General features: G+C 34.4%; 9 protein-coding genes and 1 pseudogene. 6 read left to right on the forward strand and 4 right to left on the reverse strand.

Annotated features, from left to right (window positions below; all coding sequences use genetic code 11):
* The first annotated feature begins 2 nt into the window (after positions 1-2).
* Positions 3-2,240 carry a xanthine dehydrogenase family protein molybdopterin-binding subunit gene (locus tag OH814_RS14380; RefSeq protein WP_308828630.1) on the forward strand — a complete coding sequence of 746 codons (2,238 nt, stop codon included), beginning with the start codon at positions 3-5 and terminating at the stop codon, positions 2,238-2,240.
* A 581-nt stretch (positions 2,241-2,821) separates the two neighbouring features.
* Here OH814_RS14380 and OH814_RS14385 read toward each other — a convergent pair.
* Positions 2,822-3,100: a nitroreductase family protein gene (locus tag OH814_RS14385; RefSeq protein ID WP_308828631.1), complete on the reverse strand. Its 279-nt coding sequence runs from the start codon at positions 3,098-3,100 to the stop codon at positions 2,822-2,824.
* Positions 3,101-3,146: 46 nt separating this feature from the next.
* Here OH814_RS14385 and OH814_RS20665 point away from each other — a divergent pair.
* Positions 3,147-3,383: pseudogene (locus OH814_RS20665) on the forward strand (Crp/Fnr family transcriptional regulator); the annotation flags it as partial.
* Positions 3,384-3,458: 75 nt separating this feature from the next.
* Positions 3,459-3,683 (forward strand): helix-turn-helix domain-containing protein, encoded by a 225-nt coding sequence (locus OH814_RS20670; protein WP_374990582.1) that lies wholly within the window; start codon positions 3,459-3,461, stop codon positions 3,681-3,683.
* Between the two features lie 735 nt (positions 3,684-4,418).
* Here the strand turns inward: OH814_RS20670 and OH814_RS14395 are convergent.
* A complete protein-coding gene (locus OH814_RS14395) occupies positions 4,419-5,237 on the reverse strand; it encodes a GLPGLI family protein (protein WP_308828632.1) in 819 nt (272 codons plus the stop codon).
* Positions 5,238-7,050: 1,813 nt separating this feature from the next.
* Here OH814_RS14395 and OH814_RS14400 point away from each other — a divergent pair.
* Positions 7,051-7,245: a hypothetical protein gene (locus OH814_RS14400; protein ID WP_308828633.1), complete on the forward strand. Its 195-nt coding sequence runs from the start codon at positions 7,051-7,053 to the stop codon at positions 7,243-7,245.
* 384 nt (positions 7,246-7,629) lie between these two features.
* Here OH814_RS14400 and OH814_RS14405 read toward each other — a convergent pair whose 3' ends face one another.
* Both OH814_RS14405 and OH814_RS14410 read right to left on the reverse strand, forming a co-directional pair.
* Positions 7,630-10,608, reverse strand: a complete 2,979-nt coding sequence (locus OH814_RS14405; protein WP_308828634.1) for a response regulator — start codon at positions 10,606-10,608, stop codon at positions 7,630-7,632.
* A 428-nt stretch (positions 10,609-11,036) separates the two neighbouring features.
* On the reverse strand, positions 11,037-11,654 hold the full coding sequence (locus OH814_RS14410) for a sigma-70 family RNA polymerase sigma factor (RefSeq protein WP_308828635.1): 618 nt from the start codon (positions 11,652-11,654) through the stop codon (positions 11,037-11,039).
* Between the two features lie 229 nt (positions 11,655-11,883).
* Here OH814_RS14410 and OH814_RS14415 point away from each other — a divergent pair, with 229 nt between their 5' ends.
* Positions 11,884-12,831 carry a FecR domain-containing protein gene (locus OH814_RS14415; RefSeq protein WP_308828636.1) on the forward strand — a complete coding sequence of 316 codons (948 nt, stop codon included), beginning with the start codon at positions 11,884-11,886 and terminating at the stop codon, positions 12,829-12,831.
* A gap of 61 nt (positions 12,832-12,892) precedes the next feature.
* Positions 12,893-16,177 (forward strand): TonB-dependent receptor domain-containing protein, encoded by a 3,285-nt coding sequence (locus OH814_RS14420; protein WP_308828637.1) that lies wholly within the window; start codon positions 12,893-12,895, stop codon positions 16,175-16,177.
* Positions 16,178-16,449: the final 272 nt, after the last annotated feature.

Genomic DNA, 16,449 nt, shown 5'->3' on the forward strand with positions numbered 1-16,449 from the left:
AGATGAAAAATATACCCTCTGTCGGAAAACCAGTCAGTCGCCTCGAAGGTCATCTTAAGGTCACCGGAAGTGCAAAATATGCAGGAGAATATGAAGCACCCGATTTACTGTATGGTTATATTGTCAACAGTACCATCACAAAAGGCAAAATAAAATCGATCGATACCGAATATGTTAAAAAAATGGAAGGTGTGATTGAAGTTTTCACGCATGAGAATAAACCCTCCACTGCCTGGTTTGATTTCCAATATGCTGATATGGATGCGCCTCCCGGAATCGTTTTTAAGCCACTAAAAGATAATGAAATAAAATACAATGGCCAGCCTATCGCTTTGGTCGTTGCAGAAACCTTTGAAATGGCAAGGTATGCGGCTGCAAAGATCAATATCGTTTATGAAGAAGAAAATTTTGAGACAGATTTAAAAACTAATCTTGAAAAGGCAAGGGATCCTAAAAAAGGCATGGCATCTTTATTAAAACCGCCCCCACCAAAGCCTAACGGTGACTTTCAAAAAGAATATGATCATTCATTTGTAAAAACGGATAGCCATTTCAGCCACGGAACAGAACATCACAATCCTATGGAAATGTATGCGTCGACCGTAATTTATGAAGGAAAAAATAAGTTAAAGATTTACGATAAAACGCAGGGGACAATTAATTCGCAGATGTACGTTGCCAATGTTTTCGGATTGAAAATGAAAAATGTTCAGGTGATCTCTCCTTTTGTTGGTGGAGGTTTCGGTTCGGGACTTAGGCCACAGCAGCAGCTTTTTATGGCGGTAATGGCATCTTTAGCCTTGAAACGTAATGTAAGAGTGACGCTGAGCCGGGCACAAATGTATATGATTGGCCACCGACCGCCCACATTGCAGCATACGAAATTCGGAGCTGATAAAAGTGGAAAAGTGAATGCGATGTATCACAAAGCCATCGGCGAAACTTCCCGTTTCGAGGATTATGTAGAGATCGTGGTGAATTGGGCAAATATGCTCTATCCAGCCGAAAACACTTTATTAGAACATCAACTTGTTCCACTGGATGTTTACAGTCCTTTGGATATGAGAGCCCCGGGCGGAAGTACCGGAATGCACGCCATAGAAGTTACAATGGATGAAATTGCCTACCAATTAAATATTGATCCGTTAGAACTAAGATTAATCAATTATTCTGAAATTGATAAAAGCAGCGATAAAGAATATTCCAGTAAAGAATTGAGGAAATGCTACCTCAAAGGAGCAGAAAAATTTGGTTGGAATCAAAGAAATCCTAAACCCCGAAGCATGAAACGAGGAAATAAATTGGTCGGTTACGGAATGGCAACCGGAATTTGGGATGCCAACAGGATTTTCGGTCGTGCGGAAGCCATCATGACATCAGATGGAAAAGTACAAGTGAAAAGTGCTGTTACAGATATTGGAACCGGAACATTTACAATTATGACTCAAATTGCAGCTGATGAACTTGGGCTTCCGATTGAAGATGTTACCTTTTCTTACGCAGACAGTAAAATGCCTTTTGCGCCCATTCAGGGTGGTTCATTTACTACAGCAACTGTTGGCTCTGCAGTTCAGGCAGCTTGTCAGGCATTAAATAAAAAGCTTTTTAAAAAAGCTAAAGATCTTAAAAATTCAGTATTGGGCGATACTAAATTTAATCAAGTTACCTTTAAAAACGGATTCATCATTCATAACGATAATCCAGAAATAAAAGTGAGCATCAGTGAAATTTTTGAAGCCAATGAAGGGAAACCCATCAAGACAACCAATTCTGCAATGCCTAATCCTTTAACATATGGCAAAAAAGCAAGAGCCGTTCACAGCGCCGTTTTTGTTGAGGTGGAAGTGGATGAAGAGCTTGGAGTTATTGAAGTCAAAAGAGCACTTACAGCAGTTGCAGCCGGAAAGATTATCAATCCTAAGACGGCTGAAAGTCAGGTTTTAGGTGGAATGATCTGGGGACTCAGCAAAGCGCTTCATGAAGAAACTATTGTAGATCATGAACTTGGAAAATACATGAATGCCAATCTTGCAGAATATCATATTCCCGTGCATGCTGATATTCATGATTTACAGGTATTATTTATCGATGAAGAAGATCAGTTTGTAAATGATCTGGGAGTGAAAGGAGTCGGTGAAATAGGGGGAGTAGGTATGCCTCCTGCTGTAACGAATGCCATTTTTCATGCGACAGGCAAAAGAATTTATGATCTTCCTATCCATTTTGATAAATTGCTATAATTTACATTTGATATGTTTTTATTACTTAAAGTTCAAATTGTGACAACAATTTCTTGTGACTAAAAATACCGAAACTTTCGGACAGGCTTGTCAGATTTATTTCTCCGGAAGCGATGAAGAATTTGAAGAGCTACCGGTATAGTATAACGTGTAGTACAAAAATTTTAGAAGGATTAATTTGATAATTATTGAGAAATGAAGCCCCAAGTGGGGCTTTATGAAATTAAAAATATAACTATTTTATCACCATCACTAACATTGTCCACTTGAATGACACTGTCTTTTAACAGCATAGCCGGAAACACTTGTGAAACTCCGTTTCTTAAATATATAGCAAAACGCTGCTTGTTATCAATTAAAATTTTTTCACAAAAAACACTTTAATTAGTCACCAAATATAGAAAAATAAGCTAACTCACCAAATACACTTTTTGCAAACACTATCTACAATTGATTGGTTTACACAAAAATATTATTCATTGGTAGATGAACTCGCTGCATAAATACATGTAGGAAGCAGGCTGCAATAATTAATCATCAGAAGACAAACAACTAAAATAAACTTCCTTAGAATTATTTTTTTAAATGGATTGCACTACCTCGTCCAATTCAAATCGGGATTTTGGAAAAACACTGGGGTGCATAAAATCACTTAAATCAGAATAGCCTACGGCCACTGCAAATAAAGGAGCATATCCATCTTGTGTTAATATCTGTTGATAAGCTTCACGGTTGATACCTTCCATTGGTGTAGCATCAAGCCCCATACTTATGCAAGCACTTAAAAAATAGCCTAATGAAAGATAAACCTGATGTTCCATCCATGATTTTACTGCAGCATCGCCATTTACCTTTATCATGGGTTCATAAAATCCTGTTCTCCAACCTTCGTGTACCTATGACTCTCATGATTATATATTTCAAATAGAAGAAACCCCTAGGTGCTATTATCAAATAGTTTCAGGAGATGTAAAATTAAATTACACCAACGAGGATGGTAAAGAATTGATCCAGAGCCTTCTGACTAAAGGAGAAAGCGTTTGTGAATTGCTTCTGTTTGTTGATCATAAATACCCTGTAAATGCTGTTACAATGTCTGATTGCACCATTATGAAAGTACCGAAGGTAGAATTTTTACATATGTTAGATGAACATCCTCGTGCAGCAATAGATGTTCGAACCTATATATCAAAAACGCTATATCAGAAATTTATTATGATGCAGAATATTGCATCTACTTCCGCAGAAGAACGTATTAAAGGTACCTTAAAATATTTTAAAAGTTTTTTTCCGGATAAAACTCCATTTTCATATGAAGTCAAGCTGACAAGACAACAGTTTGCATCAATTACCGGATTACGTACAGAAACCGTTATCAGAACTTTGAAAAAGCTTGAGAAAGAGGGATTTGTAAAAATAGAAGATCGGAAGGTGTACTTTTAAGTGATAGGAACCATTTTCTGTCTCTAAGTTCTTTTATATGACCCATCTGTTAAACTCTTTTTATCTGGTAAATTACGCTTGTTAGGTAATTATGATTCCACAATAGCTTCTGAATGAATTTTTGTAGTGTCAAACACCGGTTTTCAAAATCGTCCTTACTTACCAGCCCCGGCACAATGCATTCTGCTCCTTTGTCTACCAGATCTTTTGCTATTTCTTTATACTTTTCTTTTGTTTCGGAGTTCATAAATCCAATGCCCAACTTTTCTCTTAACGTATACTGGACATGTTCCCGGTTTCAGTTTTTTCAGGGATTAAGGCATCAAGACTAAATGATTCAAACTTGTCTTCATAGATCTCCTTGTAACCGGAACAGTAGACCTCGATCTCATTGACAGCGAGAATAAATTAAAAAATATTATCTGAAATATATTATATAGAATCTTGAGTGGAAGCAATACACTAAACTTTAATACTTTTGGATTTTCAAGAATTCAATTTTCTAAATTTAAATCCGGAGGATACGTATCACATCGAAATGTAAAAAAATGTGAATTATACACAATTTTAAATCACACAAATGCTTTAAACAGAACAACTTTTATCGACATATAAATGGAGTATAAAATAATTAAATCCATTTAAATAGAAAAATGGCTGTAAGCTAAATAATATATCTATTATTAATGTAAGGTCATTTAAGAATGTCAAAGTTAACCTCACTGGAAATTTAAACTATTCTAATTCGATAGGATTTAAATTACGTTTAACCTTTTTAGACAGCTCTACTTCAATATTTTCTACATTTTTATTTATCTGTACTACATTACCATCTTTCATAGTAAAAGTAGCTATATCACCAGATACATTCATTGACTTAATACTGCCATTAATACTACCTGATGATGAATTTAACATCTTATTTAATTGATCTTTGGTAATTTCTTTTTCAGTTGCGGTAGAGTTACAAAAATTAATAGTGCTATCTTTCTTCAATTTAATTAATAAAAAATCATGCTCTTTTTTCTCATCATGTATTTCTACAATGAATCCAGGTAATCCTGAAAATTTATATGGACCATCAAAAACGGGGATCTTGTTACTAAACCAAGCTATCCATTCTCGACCTTTATAGTTTGTTACAGCCTTTTGGCATAGATAATCTCCTATTTTTCTTGTCTCTTTTTTAACTTCCCAACTAGGTTTTTCTTTTTCTAAAATTTTCATTTTCACTCCAGAATATATAAAGTGATATACTGTTTCATCTTTTTTTAAATCCTTTGTAATTATATAATTCGTATTAACATTATAACTTGCTAAATTGCCATCACGAAAATTGTTTTGTAAAAGATTATTATTTAATGAGTCTGATCTTTTCTTGTCATCGTTATAAAATTTAGATTTTTTATCAATGCTAATTTCAAGCGTCATTAAGTTGGTAATTGTGGAGTCTTTTTTGTTAGGATCAGGAACAAATTTGTACGCATATAAAGCGTTATATTGTGCTTGCAATGTTAGAGATAAACACATAAAAATGAACAAATATTTTCTCATAATATTTTATTTATTAAACTAGGCTGACTTTTTGGTCAACCTAGTTCTAATCTTATACTTTCTACTTACTTTGCTGCGAAAGTATATCTTACATTGATTTTTCTCGAGAAAATTTCAATATTGTTTTTTAAGTTGGAGTTGTTAGTTCTTTGGGGTAGTATGTAGTTCACAAGCTAGTAAACAAGCGCTAGCACTTGTAAACTGCCCTAAAGAATCGTTTCCACAACAACATTCAAATGAAGCGCCACCTCCCGGTAATTTTCCTCCACTAATTGTTTTTAGATCACTTCTTAAAATTTTCTTAAGATTTTTCATGTTAAAAATTTTGTTTATTCTGCCATTATTGACATTTCAAATATATAGAAACATAACTAAACTCACAAAAAAATACGATTTTTTACTGTTTTTTAATGAGTAAATTCAAAGAAAAACGTGATAATCATAAATACTTATTAATAAAATACATTTTGAATAGCAATATCTTTATTAAATCATTACTCTAGCTTTTGGAGAAGATTACAATGTTGCTAACCAAGTAAAAACAGATAGGTTAACGGATAGTAAAAGTTACGGTTTAACTCATTTGATGGGAGAAACTTTAATTGTCAAGGGTGTCTCAAAAAATTAGCAATACACTTGATTTTAATCTGGACCAACTTTCAAAGTCATGAGTTTTACCATCACAGGCTGTAATTTATGGAGAAAAGGTGATCATAGGATATAAGAATTTAGCATTATCAGAATATAATATGATGATATTGTACAGCAAAAGCATCAGTTCATATGATAAAAACACTGTTTACCTGCAATACGGGCTTATTTATTTGTATACTGATTACAATGAAAATCCGTACAGAAAAGAATCGATCGGTTATGGATCTGATACTAAAAGCTTAAAGGTTGTATTGCAAGCCAATCGAACAAACCCTTTTGGGAAAGCAATCACTTGTATGATAAAAAATAGGATCTTAGAAACCTGCTCAAAATTGATGTCAAAAGGGAGATATTCGATTTTTTCGGACTGGAAGCAGATCGAACCCTTGAGGAAAATTTAAGCCATTTCCAATACTTGCTAATACTTGAATTTAAGAATGAGAAGAAGACGTTAAAATAAGAGAACTGCACGAGTCTTAATATAAATTTTTATCGGAATATTTGAAATCTTGTATTTTAGGTAAGGGCCTGATTAATTTTGTTTTTTTTCGTTTACTTAATGGTTTTTCTGAACCAAATATTTCATCAGTTTCGGTTCTGATCCCTTTAACTAAATCAAAATTCGTTTCTGTAAAAATTGTATTTTCGTCAGTATATCCTTTAGTCGAATTATTGGTAAACTTTTTTACATCAATTAATTCAAAATTCCGATTCTGATATCGTACGTAATATTTCCACTTTCAATCTTACTCCACATAGACAGGATTTGAAGCGTTATCGTTATCATTGTTGCTGCTGCACTGTATTGAGGTAATTCCTGCAAGCAATATAATGGAGGACGTATAAAATAGAGATTTGATGTTCATGTTTAGATATTTCTTGATCTCATGTCAAAAAGTACGCCGCTTGTGACCTAAAAATTAAAAAGATTGAATCAATTAAAGATTAAAAGGCTTTGAATTTGTTAGCATTAAAAAAAAGCTGCTATGAAAACAGGATTGGTTTGGTTTAAAAATGATTTAAGGATTATGATAATGAAGCTTTAACAAAAGCAATTGAGGAATGTGATGAAATTATTTTCTGCTATCCAACAGAAAAAGGCCATTTCAAAAAAACTGGATCTAGGAATTAAAAAATGTGATATTAATGGGTTTAATTTATGCAACAGTCTGTTGTCGATTTGCAGGATCAACTAGACCAATTGGGTAGCGATTTGTTGATAGGCGCCGATTCGCCTTCTCAACTTTTGCCTAAATTGGTAGAGAAATATGGATATTTCAGATATTTATGCGGAAAAAGAATATGCGAGCAAAAACTCCACATGATTAAAGAATTTTCAAAACAGTTCCTTTAAAAAATTGAAAATATTAATTATAAAGTTTTAATTAATTGATTATTAGTGTTTAACATATTATAATAATTAAATAAGTAAAGCATTGATAAATTTTAACTTATTGATTGTAAAAAGGTATCCAATAACCGAAGAAATATCAAAACTTTTAGTTGAAGATTTAAAAAGAATTTCACAATTAATAGAAATGAAATATTAAATAGTGGCCCAATACAACATTTATGCTGTTTCTCTTTAATTTCCAGAATTAAGTCATGATGCATCAGCCTGAACCTTAATATATAGAATTACTACTAATGAATCCTACAGACGGGTAAATGCATAATGAGTTTCCTCTTAAATTGTAGAGGTGGATTTTTCCAACAATATCCTAGTTTATAATTTTCTTTAATGTAGATAGCCGTTACTGCCAATATTTCTTTTTAGTATTTCAAGAAGGTCTGCCTGCCTGAGAGGCTTGGGAAGGAAGTCAGTCATACCTGATTCAAGGCATTTTTCTTTCTCACCCAGAATATTTCCGGCTGTAACCCCTATGATGGGTATATTTTCGTATCCGGGCAGCATCCGTATCTGTTGTGTCGCTTCGATACCGCTCATGATTGGCATCTGAACATCCATAAGAATAATGGAAAAATGCTTTTTCTTACACGCTTCTAAAGCTTCCAGACCATTGACAGCTTCCGTTAAGTGTGCATCTGGAGCCAGGGATTTCATCATCCTGTTATTCAATACCATATTCACTGGATTGTCATCTACCAAAAGAACATCAAGTTCCGGCTCAAATGCATAAGAAGCTTTCTCGGACTGATCCTCAGGAATTTCTACAACATTACTCTGTGGTGCTCCTTGTAGGGCTTTGTATAAACCATTTGATGTGATTGGTTTCAACAGGAAATATGTATTTTCTCTTTCGCGAATTGAAGTAATTACGTCTAGTTCATCCGATGATGAAGAAAGTATGATGAATGGAGTATTTTCTTTATTCTTATGAAAAAGTTCTTTGATTTTATCTATTGTTTCCAATCCGGAAATAACCGGCATATAATAATCCATCAGGATTACGTCAAACCGATCTCCTTTCAGTAGGATCTTCAAAGCTTCCATTCCGTTAGCAGCCAGCGTAGATTCTATATTCTTATAAGCAAGCATCTGCTGAAGAATTATCCTGTTGTTTTCATTATCATCTACCACCAAAGCTTTTTTGATGGTTATATCTTCATCTTTTCTAAACTCAGAAATTTCATATGGAATCTCAACGTCGAAGAAAAATACGGAACCTTTTTCTGGTGCACTGATCAACGATAAATGGCTACCCATATACTTGAGAATATTGTTCGAGATGGTAAGACCGAGACCTGTTCCTCCATATTGTTTGCTAATAGAACTGTTCTCTTGTGTAAAAGCATTAAAAATATATTTCTGTTTTTCGACAGGAATACCTATGCCTGTATCTCTTACAGAGAAGCGTAAGGCAATATTTTTCTCATCTATGCGTAACTTTTCAACTTTCAACTCGATCTCTCCCTTTTCTGTGAATTTCACTGCGTTGCCCAGAAGATTAATCAGGATCTGTTTTAATCTTGATTGATCAATGATAAGCGTTTTAGGTAGTCCGGGCTCGATATTAAGGAGAAGCTCGATATTTTTTTTCCTAGACTGATAGAGAATGACATTAATGACCTGGTTCACGGTTTCATAAAGATCCATTTTTTCAACTAAGAGATCCATTTTTCCAGATTCTATTTTAGAAAAATCAAGAATATCATTAATGATGTTGAGGAGATTCTCTCCAGATTCATTGATGTACTTCATATATTGCGCCTGCATCTCATTCAGTGGCGTCTTGAGGAGAAGATCTGAAAATCCGATGACCCCGTTTAAAGGAGTACGTATCTCATGGCTCATATTAGCCAGAAACTCAGATTTTGCTTTGCTTGCTATATCTGCTATTTCCTTGGCCTTTTTAAGTTCTTCATTTGCCATTATGGCTTTTGTAATATTTTGTACGGAAATAATGATACCTCCGATTTCATCTTCTGTCAGATACCATGGTCCGACTTTAAGGTCGTAATGCTGAATTTCTTCCCGACCGTCTACCTTTATAGGAAAGTTACCATTTATATAAGTTTTTCCTAGCAGAGCATCTTTATAGATTATTTTTCTTTCTTCGGAAATATCCGGAGATATGGTAAAGAGGTTATTTCCGATAAGATCGACACCGGTCATATTGAATTCTTCTCTCCATTTAGTGCTTACAGACACATAGTTAAGGTTTTTATCAAACATTGCCAGAGGAATAGGAACGTCAGTGACAAAAGACTGCATCATGGCTTCCTTTCTGGTCACTTCCAGAAACATTTTTTTGAAGGTATCAATATTCTGAATGATTCCGAAAACCCTTTTGCAGACATTACCTTCAAATTCGGGAATTCCTTTTAATCTTACCCAGATCATAACACCATCGTACCGGACAAGCTGAAACTCCTCGTCAAAGGGAGCTCCTTCTTTTATGGCCATGTCGAAAAGATATTTTATTTTTTCTCTGCTTTCTTCTTGGTAGAATTTGATGGCATTTTCGAAATCCGGAACAAAATCATCTTCTATTTTATGAATATCTCGTGTACTCTGAGACCAGAAAAAGTTGTTGGTCTTCATGTTCAGTTCCCAGCCTCCCACTTGTGCTACCGTACTTGTTTCCTCAAGAATTTCTTTAGTGTAAAAAAGATCTTTTTCTAATTTCTGCCTGCGGATAATGTCAGATTTTATTTGTTTGTAGAAAAAAATTGTAACACCAATAGCTGCAAGAGCAGAAAAAATGATGAATAAAACTGTCGATTTGGAAGACCTGTTGAGATCTTTATTTTTAATAGCCAATTGAGCCTCCTCATATTTTACAAATTTCTCTACAAGTATACGGCACCTGTCCATAGTTGTTTTATTTTGTAGAAGTTCTTCCGGGGTCATTAATATTCCCTTTTTCCGATTTTGAATTAACAAGATATCCTCTTCCATCATCATTTTGGAAGTACGAAAGAGTTCATTGATAAGCTCTATTTGATGTTTATCTTTGATATTCAGCCTATTTTCATTGGAAATAAGCGCTGGATATTGCTTTACACTTTCGTTAAAGGGATCCAGAAAATCTTCCTGACCCGTAATTTGATATCCTCGGTTACCTGTCTCTGCATCTAAGAGCGAGTTTAAAACATCTTTTACCAGACTTATAGATTCCTTGCTTTTTAAAAAGCTTTCCCTATTCTCCATTTGCTTCTGTATGCTAACATAAGATGCTATAGAACTCGCAATTAGCAGTAATAAAGAAAGTACGACACCAATCTGAAGATTTCTAATAATTTTTTTCGGCATTGAAATAAGTTTAATGATAATATAAAAACAAGTAATTGGTTCTCTACTTTACTGAAACGCTACTTATCCCATAAATTCTTTGATCATTTTGAGTTGCTAACAAGCTCATGACCATTTGAACATAAGAAAAATTAACCACATGATAAAAGTATGGCAAATATCTTCATTTTTAACATATGAATTACGATTATCAAAAAAATAAAGATGATTCTTTTGAAATAGTTATGCAATTTTTACCCTTTTTAAAGTTTCAAAAGTGATATGTTTAGAAAGTTGATTGGGACCAAATAATATTGCTGTTTTATACCGAAAACGCTATATAAGAAATTTATTATGATACAGAATATTGCATCTGTTTCGTTAGAAGAATGTGTTAAGGGAATCTTAAAATATTTTAAAAGTTTTTTCCCAAGATAATATCTACTAAATTACCTCACCAAAATTTCCATAAGCACCAGCAAAGAAATAAGTTTTTTAGATGATTTATATTCGGGAGTTAATTCTTCCCTGATTTTACCAATAGCCTTGCTTAGTTTATTGCTCACTGTTTTATTGCTTAAACCTAAAATCTCTGCTGTTTCGTCGACCGACAAATTTTTACGGATTCTCAGATCATAAATCTTTTGCTCAGTAACCGGAAGTTGCGAAACGACTTCATCGATCATACTGAAAAGAACTGAAATATCATTTTCTTCTAGTATTTCGAAATAATCCGTGTCTGTAATGTCGATAGAGTTTTCGGCCTCATCAATACGCAATGTTGAGGATACGTTTTTATGACTGTTGAAATAATCGATAACTCTATAGTGAAGATATTTTACAAGATATCCTTTGGCACTTTCCTCATCATTGGTCTGGATACTTTCTGTATTGTCAAGAATTTTTATCCAAAGATTCTGCAACAGCTCTTCGGTGACCTCTTTATCTTTTGTACGAGCAAAAACAAAACGGTACAAACTGTCCCAATATCGCTCATAGAGTGTCATAAAAGCAGGTCGGTCGCCTGTTTTTATTTTATGTAGTAATATTCTGTCTGTTGGGTTCATAATGATGTTGCAAAATTACCTAAAGGAAAATTAACGTTTTGTGAACTTTAAAGAATCCCATGTTAATTATTTTGAAGAAATGACGCTTATAATATGAATCAGATATTGATAAATAGTGAAATGAAAGGAAAATGATCTGCAATGTGAATATAATGTTAAAACCAAGTTGGGGAAGTTTTAAAATTCTGCTGTTTTATAGATGTAACTACGAATTGATAGTAAAATCTATATGAGAAATTTAAATTTTAAAGATATTCAGGCATTTGTTTTCAGGCTTTGGCAAAGAGAGGTTTCAGACGAAATAATTTCGGAGAAAGAAACGGAACTTTTTGATCAGTGGAAGATCAATGTAGAGAAAGATCTGGAAAGCAATCATATTCTGGAGTCTAAAGCAAGAGTTCTCTTGGTTTTGGAATCTTATTTAACACAAACAACCTATATAAATCATCCGAATGGCTTTAGAAAGTATTTTTACCAAATTGCAGCTGTCATTTTACTTCTGTTTTCAGTAGGAGGCATTTTCTCTTATAATACTTTCTTTAAGCCGGATGTCTATGTCACAGAAAAAGGAAATCAAAAAATATATCTCAAAGACGGTTCGGTGGTTACATTGTTTCCGGGTGCAGAACTTACTGTTGAAAAATCATTTCCGGCAGATACCAGAGTGGTTGCTTTAAAAGGGGACGCTATTTTTTCGGTTGCAAAATCTAAAAAACATCCTTTCATTGTTCGTGCAGATGGTTTCAGTACCAAAGTTTTAGGAACGGTGTTTAAAATTACACAGTCTGGTAATGATAAAGCGGTGGATCTTTATGAAGGAAAAGTAGCCGTTTCGTATGTAGGTGCACCTGTTACATTTCTGAAACCTAATCAGAAATGGACAAACTTTGGAGTATCTCGTACAGCAGCAGTCATTTCATTTACAGTTGCTCATACATCAACCAAAAAATTACCCTCATTATTATCCTTAAGTTTTAATGATGTTATGCTGAAGGAAGTAGCAGAGGTTCTTCAGAAAAACTACAGCATCAGCATTATTTACCCCAAAGAATTGGCAGAGAAGAAAATAACGGCAGATTTCACTGGCGGAAATACCGATGAGAATATTGGGGCATTGGCATTTATCCTAGACTTGGAGGTTCAGAAAGAAAAGCAAACCTATATTTTCAAAAAATAGCCTTTTGTAAGCATTGAAAACTAATAATCAGATAAAATTTTAATTAAAAGAAAACGTAAAAATGAAAAGTGTGAAATGTGGTTTTACAATTGCGGCTCTGTTCCTTACAGTAACAATAGAAGCCCAGGAATTAGTTCAAAAAGTATCTTTTTCTGCGCCGGTAGGTAAACCACTGATAGAAGTTTTGGAAGAATTTGCCGGAAAAACCAGAATGAGACTGGTATATTCCAAAACAGATATTAAAGAATTAAAGGTAAAAAGTATTAAGTGTGACAATATTCCTGTCAATGAATGTTTAAAAGATATTACAAGTGGTCTTCCTATTGTGCATCGTCTTCGGGGAGATCTCATTTCAATAAAATATCAAGGGTCGGATGTCTCTGCTGTAGGTGATGGCAGAGTTTCCGGGAAGATAGTAGATGAAATTGGTAACCCTGTGATCAGTGCAGACGTAAGCATTGCTGGAAAGAATGCAATTACTGATAGCAATGGTGATTTTTCGATAGAGCTTCCTTCGGGATCTTATACATTAATTGTGAAAGCTACGAAATACACTCTTCTACGTGTAGAAAAATTATCGATCGTAAATAATCAAACCAACACCGTTTCATTTGTTATGAGGTCAGCTTCTGATAAGATCGCGAGTATAAAAGAAGTTGTGATTACAGGAACTCGAAAAGCAGATACACAGGCAGGATTACTGGCTTTACAGAAAAAAGCAGCACAGATGAGTGATGGAATTTCGGCTGAACAAATTTCCAAAACACCCGATAATGATTTGGGAGGAACGCTGAAAAGGATAACAGGTATTACTACAATTGATAATAAATATGTAGTGGTGCGCTCGATGGGAGAACGCTGGAATACGGCAGCGATGGATGGGATTAATCTTCCAAGTACAGAAGCTTATAACCAAAATTTTTCGTTCGATATTATTCCCAATTCTATGGTAGAAAGTGTGATTGTGAGTAAAACAGCCACTCCGGATATGAATGCAAGCTTTGCAGGAGGTTTTGTAGAAGTTAAAACTAAAGATATTCCCAATGAAAATTTCACAACGGTAACGATGGGAACTTCTTACAATGACCAGACAACTTTTAAGGAATTTCTTACCAGAAAACGCGGAAAACATGATTACTTCGGGTATGATGACGGAACGAGAGATTTCCCTTTGGGCTTGAAGTTTACAAATTGGGAAAACCCTTTGTTCTTTGAACAATCGAGACAGTTTAAGAATGATAATTTTACCAATTATGCTACAACAGCAGATATGGGATCTAATTTCCAGATCGCATTGGGAAGAAATTATAAGCTTAAAAATAATAGCAAATGGGGATTTGCGGGAGCTTTGATTGTAAGAAACGAACAAAATAAATTAGAGATCGATCACACAGGAAGAGGAAACTGGTTAGACACAAGTTACTTGCTTTCGGATTGGCAAACAACCGGCTCAAATCCTGTAGAATTTTACAACTTCAAAAACCAGGGAGCCTCTTATAATTATAATTCTACGGTTGCCGGAATGTTGAATTTTGGATTGCAGTTGGGTAAAAACAGATTTTCATTCAGAAATTCTTATACTCATATTTATGATAATACCCTGACGAGAATTACAGGCTGGAATGAATATACTTCAGGAAGTGGTTTGCCGGCTAATGCAGAATTGGCTTACAATTATTTCTACAACGGAATTGTTCCCAATAATGATCCCGAACAGATAAAATCTTTAGACAGACCTTATACAAATAATGCCAATTACCCGATTTATCAAACTCTTTTACAAAATAAAATAGAAGGAAGTCATAAAATAGGTAATGTAGCGGTAGACTGGTTTGCGGCAAGAACGGGTGTAGCATCTGATACAAAAGATTATACATTGCACAATACACTTTATAATTTCATCGGGAATGAAATTATAGCGTATCATGAAGCTAATAACTCTTCCAGCGATTTTGCGAGAGGGTATATAGAAAATAAAGAAACAGATTATAATTACGGTGCTTCTTTTAAATGGGGCAAAGATTTAGGAGATTTTAAAAATGATATAAAGGCCGGTTATGCAGGAGTATCTAAAAGCAATACCAATTTTCAGCAAAAATTTCTCTTAAGAGTTGACGAAAAAGTAACAGGAAGCAATCTTATGGCTTTGCAGGGTGCACTTTCTGAATGGTTGGATGGTTCGCACTATGTACCTGGTGGAATCGGATGGCAGACAAGACCGCTTTACACTGACGAACAATATAAAGGTAAAGTGGAGCAGCATGCAGGGTTTATTATGTTTGATAATCGATGGAAAAGCAAATTTAGGTTGGTTTGGGGATTGAGGGCCGAATATTTTAAATATAAATTGCTTTCTCAGCAGCTAGATCCTAATGATCCACAGAATGTTTACAAAGAAGCGGTGGAGGACAAACCTTGGCAATTCATGCCTTCTGCCAATTTTACTTACAGCCCGACCAATAAAACCAATGTGAGGCTTGCTTACAATAGAATGGTTATTCGTCCTCAGTTTAACGAAAGAACCGGATTGCCCTATTTTGATCCTATTGCGAATGGATTGATTCATAATACAGAAATGGTGTCGTCTGTGGTGAATAATTATGATTTTAAATTGGAATGGTTTCCCGGTTTAGGTGAAATATTCTCAGTCGGATTGTACTACAAAAATATCGACAGACCCATTGAAAGAGAAGGATATATTTCAAATGAAGGAAACTTACATCTTTACAACGGAAATTCTAAAAATGCAGAACTGAAAGGATTTGAAGCTGAGGTACGAAAAAATTTAAGTTTCATCGAAGCAGATTCTTTTTTCGAAAAACTTTTTATCAGCGGAAACTTTACCTATAACGATACCAAGGTAATATCTTTTAAAGACAGAACTAAAACCACAGATCTTGATGATACATATGAGGTAGACAGACCGCTTTACGGTCAAACTCCTTATGCTTATAATTTAGGACTGATGTATGATGGTGAAAGGTTGGGAATAAGTCTTTTGTATAATGCAAAAGGTGAGCAATACATTACTGTAGGGTATGGTTACAACGGAGAAGAGATTCAAAGACCTTATGCAGTTGCAGATGCACAGCTTTCGTACAAATTTTTAAGAAACAGAAATTTGGAGGTGAAGTTTAATGCAAGAAATCTTTTCAATAGAGTGAAAGAGTTTTATAATAATTTCAATTCTTATTCGGTATCCAAAGGCGGCGGTTTACAAACAGAAAGAGAAATGCTGGAGCTTCTTCCCGGTGCTACCAATAAATATGATAAAAATATTGATAAAATTTTATTTCGTGCTTACAGCGGAAGAATATTCGGCTTAAGTGTGAACTATACTTTTTAATTATAAAGATAAAGAAAAGAGCTCAGTAGTGAAACGTACAGGTTTGGTATCCTGAAAGTGAATCAAAAAAATATAACTGATGAACGCGCAACACAGTTTCAGATTCATAAAAAATAACCAATGCCATCCGTTGTCCCAGACATTGGCAAAGAAAAAGGGAACTCTTCGATATAGCTCCTCCTGTAGCGTAGAGTAATAAAAACCAAATTGCTGAAATACAGAGGCGTGTATTTCTAAATTTTTTAAAAATCAGGCCGGAAAATATTAACCAG

Source organism: Chryseobacterium sp. CFS15 (assembly GCF_031118795.1).
Lineage (GTDB): Bacteria > Bacteroidota > Bacteroidia > Flavobacteriales > Weeksellaceae > Chryseobacterium > Chryseobacterium indoltheticum.

Coding starts and splice junctions, on each gene's coding strand:
- OH814_RS14415 (WP_308828636.1), top strand. CDS start 11,884: ATGAGAAATTTAAATTTTAAAGATATTCAGGCATTTGTTTTCAGGCTT.
- OH814_RS14395 (WP_308828632.1), bottom strand. CDS start 5,237: ATGAGAAAATATTTGTTCATTTTTATGTGTTTATCTCTAACATTGCAA.
- OH814_RS20670 (WP_374990582.1), top strand. CDS start 3,459: ATGCAGAATATTGCATCTACTTCCGCAGAAGAACGTATTAAAGGTACC.
- OH814_RS14400 (WP_308828633.1), top strand. CDS start 7,051: ATGCAACAGTCTGTTGTCGATTTGCAGGATCAACTAGACCAATTGGGT.
- OH814_RS14405 (WP_308828634.1), bottom strand. CDS start 10,608: ATGCCGAAAAAAATTATTAGAAATCTTCAGATTGGTGTCGTACTTTCT.
- OH814_RS14385 (WP_308828631.1), bottom strand. CDS start 3,100: ATGATAAAGGTAAATGGCGATGCTGCAGTAAAATCATGGATGGAACAT.
- OH814_RS14420 (WP_308828637.1), top strand. CDS start 12,893: ATGAAAAGTGTGAAATGTGGTTTTACAATTGCGGCTCTGTTCCTTACA.
- OH814_RS14380 (WP_308828630.1), top strand. CDS start 3: ATGAAAAATATACCCTCTGTCGGAAAACCAGTCAGTCGCCTCGAAGGT.
- OH814_RS14410 (WP_308828635.1), bottom strand. CDS start 11,654: ATGAACCCAACAGACAGAATATTACTACATAAAATAAAAACAGGCGAC.